This window comes from Rhizobium sp. SVR5-2C (assembly GCF_056755115.1).
The window spans coordinates 1-11,361 of record NZ_JBNDHT010000179.1 but is presented as its reverse complement, the minus strand read 5'-3'; the positions used below and the strand labels follow the sequence as shown (position 1 = coordinate 11,361).

The following is an 11,361-nucleotide window of genomic DNA, read 5'->3' as shown; positions in this document are numbered from 1 at the left end:
TGCAGCACGTCGAGGTTCTGGTCGATGCCGCGGGCCACCAGGCTGTCGAGCTGCTTGTCGCGGAACGCCGTCCACCAGGTGACCGTCGCAACATCGCCGATGTTCTTGGCGCCACCCTCAGCAAACTTGCCCGGAAGCGGCATCTCGGGGGGCGTATGATCCGGCCCGACCACGCAGCCGGCTAGCAAAAGCAACAATGCCGGTGAGGCAATACGGAGAGATACCATTCATTTCTTCCTGTAACTCGACCAAGTCTAAATTCTTGCCAAAAGCGTCATGCTTTGCCGTCGGCTGCGCTTCGTCCCAACGAGATACACCATGCCGAAGCAGTCGGCCGCAATGTAGCAACGACTCATTCATTCTGGCAGTGCATTTTTATCACACTCACGCCTCAATTTTTCGCTCGGCGCGAGAAGATGCGACGGATCACGACAAAGAAGGAGGGCACAAAGAAGATGCCGAGTGCCGTCGCTGAAAGCATGCCGCCGAGAACACCGATGCCGATGGCGTTCTGCGCTGCAGAACCGGCGCCGGTGGCGACCGCCAGCGGGACGACGCCGAGGATAAAGGCGAGCGATGTCATTATGATCGGTCGCAGACGCAGCCTTGCTGCTTCCAACGTCGCTTCGAAGAGTCCCATGCCGGTTTCCATGCGGTCCTTCGCAAACTCGACGATCAGAATCGCGTTCTTCGCCGCCAGACCGATGGTCGTCAGCAGCCCGACCTTGAAGTAGACGTCGTTCGCCTGCCCGAAGAGGGTCGCCGCAGTCAGCGCTCCGAGCACGCCGACGGGCACTGCCATGATGACCGAAAACGGGATCGACCAGCTCTCATAAAGTGCTGCAAGGCAGAGGAAGACGACGAGCACCGAGATCGCGTAAAGCATTGGCGCCTGCGAGCCGGAGAGGCGTTCCTGATAGGAAATGCCCTGCCAGGCGACCGTGTAGCCGCCGCCGAGCTGCTCGGTGAGCGCTTCCATCTCGTTCATGGCATCGCCCGAGCTGACGCCGGGTGCCGAGGCGCCGTCCAGCGGAATCGCGCTCACCGCATTGAAGCGGGCAAGCGTCGGTGCGCCCCTGACCCATTCCGTCGTGGTGAAGGCCGAGAAGGGCACCATTTCACCCGCGCTATTTCGGGCATACCAATGGTCGAGATCGGTCGGCTGCATGCGGAAGGGTGCGTCGCCCTGGACATAGACCGGCTTGATCTCGCCGTTCAGGGTGAAGTCGTTGACGTCGCGGCCGGTAAAGATGACCGAGAGCATCGAATTGACCGCGGCGATATCGACGCCCATGGCGCCTATCTTTTCCTGGTCGATCAGAATTTTCATCTGCGGCTCGACTTCTTTGTTGTTGCTACGAAGCGCAACCACCTTGCCGCTGGCATTGGCCATCTGGATAAGGCGTTTGGAAGCCGCGTCGAGCGCTTCCGTGCCGTGTCCACCGGTATCAACGAGATACATCGAGAATCCGCTGGAGACACCGAGCCCCTGGATCGCCGGCGGCAGCAATGCGAAGACCTGCGCTTCGCGGAAGGTGAAGAAGGTCTTCAAGGCACGCGTCACGACCGCCTGCGCCTGCAGGTTGGGGTCTGTGCGCAACGAGAAATCCTTGAGCTTCGTAAACACGATCGCGCTGTTCTGGCCGGAACCGTTGAAGCCGAATCCGAGGGCGCCGAAGACCGAATCAACGGCATCCTTTTCGTTCTCGCGGTAGTAGTTCTCCACTTTCTCCACGACGGCCTGGGTCTGTTGCGTTGTCGAGCCGGGCGGCGTCGTGATGATCGTCAGCAGAACGCCCTGATCTTCCTGCGGTAGGAACGAGCTTGGAAGGCGGGTGAAGAGATAGGCACAGCCCGCGCCGATTAGCAGGAACACGAGCATGACGCGGATCGGGCGTTTCAACAGATAGCCGATCGTGCGGACATAGCCGTTGGTGGAGCGGGTGAAGTTGCGGTTGAACCAGTCGCCGAGGCGACGCTTCTTGTGTTCGTCGACCGGCTTCAGCATGGTCGCGCAGAGCGCCGGCGTCAGCACGATCGCCACGATCGCCGAAAGCAGCATGGCCGAAACGATGGTAACCGAAAACTGACGGTAGATGATGCCGGTGGAGCCGCCAAAGAAGGCCATCGGAATGAAGACGGCCGTCAGAACGAGCGCAATGCCGACAATGGCGCCGGTGATTTCGCCCATCGACTTTTCCGTCGCCTCGAGCGGCGACAGCTTTTCCTCCGACATGATGCGCTCGACGTTTTCGACGACGACGATGGCGTCATCGACGAGAAGGCCGATCGCAAGAACCATGGCGAACATCGTCAAGGTGTTGATCGAGTATCCCGTGATCGCAAGGATGCCGAAGGTTCCAAGCAGCACGACGGGCACGGCAATGGTCGGGATCAGCGTCGCGCGCAGGTTCTGCAGGAAGATCAGAAGAACGACGAAGACCAGCGCGATCGCTTCGATGAGGGTGTGGACAACCTTTTCGATCGACAGCTCGACAAAGGGCGTCGTGTCATACGGATAGGTGATCTCGACGCCTTCCGGCAGGCCGCGGCTGATCGTGTCGAGTGCCGAGCGAACGCGTGCAGCGGTGTCGATGGCATTGGCGCCGACCGCGAGATTGACGGCGAAACCGGTCGACGGCTGGCCGTTGTAGCGCGACGAGCCGCCGTAGCTTTCCTGGCCGATTTCGATGCGCGAGACGTCGCTGAGGCGGACGGTCGAGCCGTCCTTTTCCACTTTCAGGATGATTCGTTCGAAATCTGCGACGGTTGTCAGCTGGCTTTGAGCCGTGATCGTGACGTTCAGCTGCTGGCCCTGGACGGCCGGCTGCGCGCCGAGGGAGCCCACGGACACCTGCGTGTTCTGCGCCTGGATGGCCGACGTCACGTCGCTCGGCGTGAGCTGGAACTTCTGCAGCTTGAAGGGATCAAGCCAGACGCGCATGGCGTAACCGGAGCCGAAGATGTTGATGCTGCCGACGCCTTCGAGCCGCTGGATCTGGTCTTCGATCTGATTGGACAGGATATTGCCGAGGTCGACAGAGTTCCGCTTTCCGTCGGTTGAAACGAGCGAGCCGACCAGCAGGATGCTGGAGGTCGATCGCGTCACGCTGATGCCGGCATCGATGACGTCGCTCGGGAGCTGGGACTGCACGAGCTGCAGCTTGTTCTGAACCTGAACCTGGGCGATATCCGGGTCGGCGCTCGTGCCGAAGGTGAGCGAGATGCTGGCCGAACCGGTCGACGAGGTCGATGTCATGTAGGTGAGGTCGTCGAGCCCCGTCATGCCATCTTCGATGATCGTCGTAACCGATTTCTCGACGGTTTCAGCACTCGCGCCGCGATAGCTGGCGTTGATGCGCACCGTTGTCGGTGCGATGTCCGGATACTGCGAGATCGACAGCGTGAAGATCGCGAGCAAGCCTGCGAGCATGATGGTGATCGCAATGACCCAAGCAAAAATCGGGCGTCGGATGAAAAACTTGGCCATCAAATTATTCCTGTGCGGCGGGCTCTCTGTTCGAGGCGGTCGCGTTTTTACTGTACGGCCGGCTTCTGAGCGTCACCGGCTCCTGCCTGTTCGGCAGCCACGACCACACCGCTTTCATTGATTTTCATGGGAACCGGCTTCACCGGCATGCCGGGGGCTATCGACTGGAGGCCGCTGACGATCAGCTGATCGCCATCCTTGACGCCGTCGGTCACGAGCCAGGAATTGTTGGAAGGGGAGGCGTTTTCGAACGCGCGTGTCTCGACCTTGCCGTCGGCGGAAATGAACTGCGCCGTCAGGCGGCCATTCGCGTCGCGGCTGGTGGCAAGCTGCGGCAGGGCATAGCCGACCTCGGCGCCGAGTTCGACGGTCGCGCGGACATACATGCCCGGTAGAACGACGCGATCCGGATTCGGGAAGAGCACGCGGATGATGAAGGTTCCAGTCGTCTCGCTGACGATCTGCTTCGACATATCCAGCTTGCCCTTCTGGTTGTATTCCTTGCCGTTTTCGAGGATCAGGCGGAAGACGGCATTCGCTTCGCTCTGAACTGCGCGCGACCTCATGGCATCACGCAGCTTCAGGAGATTGGTGCTCGATTCCGTCAGCAGGATGTAAATCGGATCAAGCTGACGGATCGTCGTCAGCGCCGTGGTCTGGTTGGCGGCAACGACGTTGCCGACGTTATAGGCCGTCTGGTCGATGACGCCGTCGAACGGGGCGACGATCTTCGTATGGTCGAGATCGATCTGGGCTGAGGCGAGGGCGGCTTTGGCCGATTCGACTTCGGCATGCGCCTGGAGAAGGGTGGTCTTTGCCGTTTCGAATTCGATCTGCGTGGCGCCGCTGCCGACAAGGCGTTGGTAGCGGTCGAAATTGCTCTGTGCGCTTGGTACGCTCGCTTCGGCCTTGGCGATCGCCGCTTTGGCCTGCTCGACCGTCGCAACGTAGGGCGAGTCTTCGATCTGATAGAGAAGGTCGCCCTTCTTCACCTCGCCGCCTTCCCGAAAGGCGATTTCGCGAATGATGCCGCTGACCTGCGGGCGGATATCGGCCGTTTGGTAGGCTTCGGCCCGTCCGGGAAGGATCGTCGTAACCGGGAAGGTGTCCTTCTTCAGGGCGATGACGCCGACCGGTGCTGCCTGCTGTGCAGCACCCGCCGGGCCGGCTCCGCCCCCAGCCTGCTTGTTGCCGCTATCGTTGCAGGCGGCGAGCAGGCCACCAAGCGCCAAAACCGAAGAAATGATGAAGACACGCCGTATCATGCTGCTTCCCTTGCGATTGGGATTTTGGATCGATCATCGGCCCCGGCGCGCGCTGCTTCAATACAAAAGAGCAGGATTTTCCGGAATCACATGCCATCGACCGAGCTTAAGAAAAGATTTCTGAAGTGACGTAATTTATAAATCGTCACTTAGCAAGCGCTATTTCGCAGCGCAATATCCACGAACCGGACGATTTCCTCCGCTCTCTGGATAAGTGTGTTCTTGTCGTCCTGGACGATCAGCACGGGGTGCAACACCGATGCGAGGACATCGGCAACAGTTCTGGCGGCGCGCTGCGGATCACGGCATTTATAGCGGTCCGAGCTTACGCCTCGGCGGATGATTTCCTCCAGCTTCTGTTCGATCCGTGCGCGATAGCGGTTGCCCGCCTCGAGCTTCGACTCGATCGTCGTCAGCACCATTTCGAAGATGTAGGGATTCTGTTGAATGTCCTGCAGGTGGCTGTCGAGAAGCCGTAGCACGAAACGGAGGAGTTGCTGTTCTGGCGGAAGATCCTCGTCGATCGAACCGAAACGTTCGGCAGCATTGGCAAGGTGCCGCTCTGCAATGGCATCGACCAGCGCCGTCTTCGAGTGAAAATGCTTGAAGATATTAGCTGGCGACATGCCAAGGGCGGAGGCGATGTCGGCGATCGATACGGCAAGGAAACCGCGCTGGCGGAACAACGACTCGGCCATCGACAGAATGTCTTCCCGCGTCTCCTCGGCCTTGCGCCGCGGCCTTCGTGCCATTCGTTTCCCCTCCGGTCCGTCGACCAGCTCCCTTCTGCAAATGCTAGTGCCTTCCGCCGAAAGCCCGCAAGCGCGGAGCGGCTCGCGGGCGGATCAGCGTCTTAAGGGAAATAACGTGCAAGGTTGCTTCGGACACGGGCAAGCGGGGTCTCACCGCTGTCGTCCGGAACGAAAGGCTGCGCCGTAATCGCCTCATAAGCCTTGATGTACACCTGTGAAGTCTGCTCGATCAGATCCGCCGGTATCTCGGGGATCGCATCCTTGTAGGGATCGCAGCGCTCGGCCACCCAGGCCCGGACGAAATCCTTATCGAAGCTTGCCGGACGGGTGCCGCGATCGAAGGCTTCCGGGTAGCTGTCGGCAAGCCAGTAGCGGCTGCTGTCCGGAGTGTGGATTTCGTCGGCGAGGATAATGTTGCCGTTCTTGTCCGTTCCGAATTCGTATTTGGTGTCGACTAGGATGAGGCCGCGCTTGGCCGCCATCTGCTGGCCGCGCGCGAAAAGCGCAAGCGCGTAGCGGGAAAGCGTTGCCCATTGCTCCGCGGTGAGCAGCCCGCGGCTGACGATTTCATCAGGTGTCAGCGGCTCGTCATGTCCACCGTCGAATTCCTTGCTCGTCGGTGTGATCACCGGCTCGGGCAGAAGCTGGTTGTCTCGCATGCCGTCCGGCAGGCGCATGCCGTACATTTCGCGCTCGCCCTTCTTATAAAGAGTGAGGATCGATGTGCCGGTCGTGCCGGCGAGATAGCCGCGAACCACGATCTCGACGGGCAGGATGTCGAGCCGCTTGCCAATAACCACGTTCGGGTCCGGGTAAGCGATGACGTGGTTCGGGCAGATGTCCTTGGTTGCTTCGAACCAGTAGCGGGCGGTTTGCGTCAATACCTGGCCCTTATAGGGAATGCAGGTCAGGATGCGGTCGAAAGCGCTCAGACGGTCGGTGCTGATGATGATGCGGCTGCCGTCCGGAAGATCGTAGTTTTCGCGCACCTTGCCGCGATAGTAGTTCGGCAGTTCGGGGAAATGGGCTTCGGAAAGAATTCGCACGGGCTCAACAGTCCTTCTCACTCGGGTTGCCCATGCTCTAGTTTCATTGGGAGGGATGTCAAGTAAATGGCGCTTAAAGCCAGATCAGAGCGATAAGAAGCAGAGTCAGGAGATAGGATACGACAGCCAGCGGACCGCCAGCGCGCAGAAAGTCGGAAACGCGGTAGCCGCCGATGCTCATCGTCAGTGTATTGTTGTGGTGGCCGAAGGGTGTCAGGAAATCGAGCGATGCGCCGGCGGCAACCGCAATGAGATAAGCGCCCGGGGAATGATGTGCTGCTTGGGCAAATTCCAGCGCAATGGGACTGAGCACGATGGCGACAGTCGCGTTGTTGACGAAGGGCGTGAGCGCCATGGCAATGAAGAGCAGGAGGGCAATTCCGGCCAACGGCACAGATATCGGCACGATCAGGCTCAGCCACGCTGCGAGCATTTGGGCGGTCCCGGTCGTCGCCACAGCCGAGCCGATCGGGATCATTGCCGCCAGCATGATGATGATAGGCCAGTTGATGTCTGCCATGCCCTGGCGAATGTTGAGGTAACTCAGCAGTGCAAGGACCAGCACGACACCCGCGAAAGCGATGTCGGGAGGGGCGAAGTCGAAAGCAGAAAGCGCAACGCCGCACGCGAAGACGACCATCGGCAGCCAGGCGTTCGACACGGCGTCCACCGAAGGCTGCGTTGCGAGCGGAAGGCATTCGCACTCATCGAGCGCCTCCGCGACCGCTTCGCGCGAGCCTTCCAGCAGAAGGATATCGCCGATCGAGAGCTGCAGGTCGTCAAAGCGGCCTTCGATGCGCGGCGAACGCATGGAAAGGGCGGCGACAAGAATCCCCCGGCTTCTGAAGACTTCCAGCGAGCGAATACGCGAGCCGACGAGCGTACTCTCCGGCATGACGACGGCTTCTATCCGCGCGAAGTCCGGCTGCAATCCATTCGGATGGCTTTCCGCCACGAGCGCAGCGGAGGCGGCGAGATCGGCAAAGACCATCTCGGCACCTTCGGCGAGCAGGGTATCACCCGCTTCGATCCTGGACTGATCGAGCGGACCGAAAACGAATTTCCCGTCGCGGATCAATGCATGCGGCTGGATCGCAAAGAGGCCGGGACAGTCGACAAGCCTCGTACCGACCAGCGGCGAGCCCTCGGGAATGCGCCGCTCCGTCACGACCTGACGCGCGGGCGCGGCGAGCATGGGCTGGGCGTCTGCTTCCGCAAACAATCTCCGTGCGAGAAAAGCCATCACCAGAATTCCGGCAACGGCGACCGGAAGGCCGACATAGGCAAAATCGAAGAAGCGAAATCCGGTGCCCGTCGCTTTGGCCAATGCATCACTGACCAGTAGATTGGCGGGCGTGCCGATGAGAGATACCAGGCCGCCCAGAAGTGCTGCAAAGGAAATCGGCATGACGAGCTGGCGCCCGGGGATCTTCATGACGGCACTGATGCGCAGCGTGGCGGGCAGCATGATCGCGAAGGCGCCGATATTGTTCATGAAGATCGAGATGAAGCCGGTAATTGCCGAAAGGCTGGCGATGACCGTGAAGCCGGAACGGCCGGAGGCGGCAAATCGCGCAGCAAGCTTATCGAACAGCTTCGCGTGGGCGAGAACCTGAACGATCAGCAGGACTTCGACGACGGTAATGACAACGGGGCTGGCGAAACCGGCAAACACCTGATCCGTGGGGTAGAGCCCGAGCAGGTAGCCTGCGATCAGGCCGCCGATCGCTACGACCTCGATGCGGATACGGCTGAGCGAGAATAGAGCAAGCATCGCCGCCAGAAGGATCAGCAGTGATGCTTGCTCGAACGTCATGGGCGGGCTCGCGTTTCAACGGTCAGCGAAATGTAGTTAATCGTGCGAGCCTGTACAGAGATGGCGGGAGGAAAGGTCGAGCAAACCTCAAAGTCAGGCGGCTGCACGCCAACGACCCTCTGCCGTTCTTTCGAGTATGGGTGTCGCGAAGACACCGATGGTGCGATCAAGCCATTGGGTGCTCTGCGACCCCAGCCTCTCACGCCAGCGATCCGATTGCAGCATGGCGGCGCCGATCGCGACCGGCTCGATGCCGCAGGCCGCCATCAATTGCAAACCGGAGACGATTGACGTGCCGCTCGAGATGACATCGTCGATCAACGCGACACGGCGGCCTACAAGCAGCGGCGGCATGCGCGGGTCTATATAAAGACGCTTCTGCTGCTCCGGCGTCGTGATCGACGAGAGGGCGACGGAGAGGTCGTCGCGGTACCAGAATTTCCGGGAAGTTCCGAACGGCACATAGCGCGCGTGCCTGAGCTTTTGTGCGACAGCAGCGGCAAGCGTCAATCCGAGCGTTGGCAGGCCCGCGATGATCTCGATGTCGAAACGTCTGATCTTTGCGGCCAATTGTTCGGCGAGCGCATCGAGGACGGCGAAGCTCGCCTGATTGATGATGAGCGAGGCGAGCGCATGTTCGCCGCCGGCAAGCACACGGATCGGCAGGCGAAGCTGACGGCCATCCGCCAGTTCGGCAACATAGAATGAGGTGAAATCGCCGTCCGCCGGAAAGCTGCCCGGTGGATGGAATTCCTGCCAAAAATCATGCGGTGCCATATCGTCCATCCGCGTCAATCCCGTCTCGTCTTTTCCATGCCCGCGCGCCGCCTCAGATCGCGCAGCTCGGCCTCCGTCAAAGCGCGCACCGATCCTTTAGGCAGCTCGCCAAGTTCGAGCCCGCCGATCGCCACCCGCACAAGCCGCAGGCATTCGGTGCCGGTCGCCTCCAGCATCCGGCGAATCTGCCGGTTGCGGCCCTCGTCAAGTTCCACCTCGATCCAGGAGTTCCGGTCGCCGCTTCGCAGAAGCCGAGCTGCCGTTGCCGTCAGCACTTCGCCGTCATGCCGGATGCCGTGTGTCATCTCCGCCAGCAATTGCGCATCCATGAGGCGATTGACCTGCACATGGTAGGTCTTCGCCACGTGGGTGATCGGATCGAGCAGCGCCTGCGCGAACTCGGTGTCGTTGGTGAACAGCAGCAGACCTTCGCTTGCCTTGTCGAGGCGGCCCACCGGCGACAGATGTCGAACATCGAAATCCTTGAGACAGTCATAGACTGTCGGCCGGCCCTCCGGATCATGCCGGGTGGTCACCAGGCCGCGGGGCTTGTTCAGCATCAGGTAGATTTTCGTCTCGGCGGCAATCGCTTTGCCGTCTACTTCAAGCTTTGCGGATGAAAGATCGACCCAGGCATCAATATTCCTGACGATCTGCCCATCGACCATCACGCGGCCGTCGGCAATCAGCCGCTCGGCCTGCGTGCGGGAACAATAGCCGAGTTTTGAAAGGGCGCGCGGCAGGGTGACCCGCTTGCCGCCGGCCTCCGCGCTCGGTTTTCCGCGTTCATGCGATTTTTGCGGTAGGCGCCGCTCTCTCACTCAGCCGTCCTTGTCCGGTTGCGATGCCGTTTATTTGCACGAACGACAGCCACACGCCAGCAGGGCGGTGAACTCAGACGAATATAAAGGTGGAGCGCAGCCAACAGGATCGCCGGCAGCAATGGCCGGCTTAATCCTCGGACGGACGAGGTTGGTCTATTGGCAAGCCAGGAACCCTGCGAGTTCCTGCCGATTGACGACGACGCCGGCAGCAGCTTTCACCGGGTCTGGATGGGTGTAGGACAGGCACGGCATTTCAGGCAATTCGAGCGCCTGGCGCATATTCATAATACCGACTGCACGGCGGCCATTTGCGCTTTCGAGGCTGACTTCAACAATACAGTGCGCTCTCTTATTCTCCATAATTCATCCTCCCGTATTATTATTGTCGCTTTCCTGGCATTAAAAATTGGTTTTTCTAAGACATAAGTATTTACGGATCCTACGAAATTTCCATCCGCAGACCCTGAAATAGTCATCTTTATTGTGCGTTGCAGTAGAAAGTTAGGAAATACTAAATTCGTCCATACTAAGCCGAAAGGGCGAGACGGATTTCGCCCCTGACCGCGTCGGAAGAGACTTGAGGGCCATCAAGTACGCCCTCCGTCTTTCCTTTGGGTCAGAAACAAAATCCGGCGACCAGGTGGATGAATTCATGGGATCCTGACCCTAGTGCCACCAATAGCGGGACTGCGGCTGCCGATGATTGCTCATCATATAGCCGGCAAGAAAGCCCAGGGCTGCAGCGAAAACCAACGCCGTTGTCGTCGCAGTCGGGTGCTCGCGCGCGGCGCCTGCAGCAGCCATGCCCTCGGCCCGGATCTGGGCGACGGCGTTCTTGGCGCGGGGAAGGGTGTCCTCGTAGGCCTTTGCCGCGCGGTCACGCACTTCATAATAGGCTTCGGCTCCTTGTGCGGAAATCATCTTCTGCAAGCGCGACACTTCGCGTTGAAGTGCTGCAATGTCCTTGCTGACGGATTCACGGATGTCGTCGGTGTTGGCAGCCATGTCGGTCTCCTTTCGTTCGATGGGAGGAACACGGAAACCGGCATTTAGGTTCCGACTTCAGTTGCTCGCCGGCCTATCAGTGCTTTTTTGACGCGCGCTGTTACCGATTGTTAACCATAAATCCGGGCTTGCGGCTGATTTCGAAGATCTTTTTCGGTCGCGGTAGGGGAAATTTCGATGATTTTTGACCGCCCGATAAAGATTTTGCGCGGTGACGCGCTATGGCGGTAGGGCCTGTGAATAAACACCGTTGAAATTCCCCATAGGAATCAATCTGTTATAAAAATGTCAAAAAAGTTGGATTGGTGGTGTTGACTATGTCTGAGGGAAGGACTTATAAGCCGCGTCACTGAACGAGGGCGGCGGCGCTGCTGGCGACGAAGTTT

At 59.8% G+C, this 11,361-nt stretch carries 9 protein-coding genes and 1 pseudogene; all 10 read right to left on the bottom strand.

Features of this window, described 5'->3' with window-relative positions; translation table 11 throughout:
- A pseudogene (locus ACPYOI_RS32090) lies at positions 1-227 on the bottom strand (efflux transporter outer membrane subunit); the annotation flags it as partial.
- Between the two features lie 164 nt (positions 228-391).
- Complete coding sequence (locus tag ACPYOI_RS32085; protein WP_481419908.1) at positions 392-3,490, bottom strand: efflux RND transporter permease subunit; 3,099 nt, start codon at positions 3,488-3,490, stop codon at positions 392-394.
- Between the two features lie 47 nt (positions 3,491-3,537).
- On the bottom strand, positions 3,538-4,755 hold the full coding sequence (locus ACPYOI_RS32080; protein WP_481419907.1) for an efflux RND transporter periplasmic adaptor subunit: 1,218 nt from the start codon (positions 4,753-4,755) through the stop codon (positions 3,538-3,540).
- A 149-nt stretch (positions 4,756-4,904) separates the two neighbouring features.
- Complete coding sequence (locus tag ACPYOI_RS32075; RefSeq protein WP_481419906.1) at positions 4,905-5,507, bottom strand: TetR family transcriptional regulator; 603 nt, start codon at positions 5,505-5,507, stop codon at positions 4,905-4,907.
- A 101-nt stretch (positions 5,508-5,608) separates the two neighbouring features.
- Positions 5,609-6,553: a phosphoribosylaminoimidazolesuccinocarboxamide synthase gene (locus ACPYOI_RS32070; RefSeq protein WP_481419905.1), complete on the bottom strand. Its 945-nt coding sequence runs from the start codon at positions 6,551-6,553 to the stop codon at positions 5,609-5,611.
- 73 nt (positions 6,554-6,626) lie between these two features.
- Entirely contained in the window at positions 6,627-8,369 is a 1,743-nt protein-coding gene (locus tag ACPYOI_RS32065) for an SLC13 family permease (protein ID WP_481419904.1), read from the bottom strand.
- Between the two features lie 93 nt (positions 8,370-8,462).
- A complete protein-coding gene (locus ACPYOI_RS32060) occupies positions 8,463-9,146 on the bottom strand; it encodes a phosphoribosyltransferase (RefSeq protein ID WP_481423873.1) in 684 nt (227 codons plus the stop codon).
- A gap of 14 nt (positions 9,147-9,160) precedes the next feature.
- The gene (locus ACPYOI_RS32055; RefSeq protein WP_481419903.1) at positions 9,161-9,967 is read right to left on the bottom strand and encodes a pseudouridine synthase; all 807 of its coding nucleotides are present in this window, start codon (positions 9,965-9,967) and stop codon (positions 9,161-9,163) included.
- A gap of 156 nt (positions 9,968-10,123) precedes the next feature.
- Positions 10,124-10,330 (bottom strand): hypothetical protein, encoded by a 207-nt coding sequence (locus ACPYOI_RS32050; protein ID WP_168831631.1) that lies wholly within the window; start codon positions 10,328-10,330, stop codon positions 10,124-10,126.
- Between the two features lie 306 nt (positions 10,331-10,636).
- Positions 10,637-10,975: a hypothetical protein gene (locus ACPYOI_RS32045; protein WP_168831632.1), complete on the bottom strand. Its 339-nt coding sequence runs from the start codon at positions 10,973-10,975 to the stop codon at positions 10,637-10,639.
- Between the last annotated feature and the right edge of the window lie 386 nt (positions 10,976-11,361).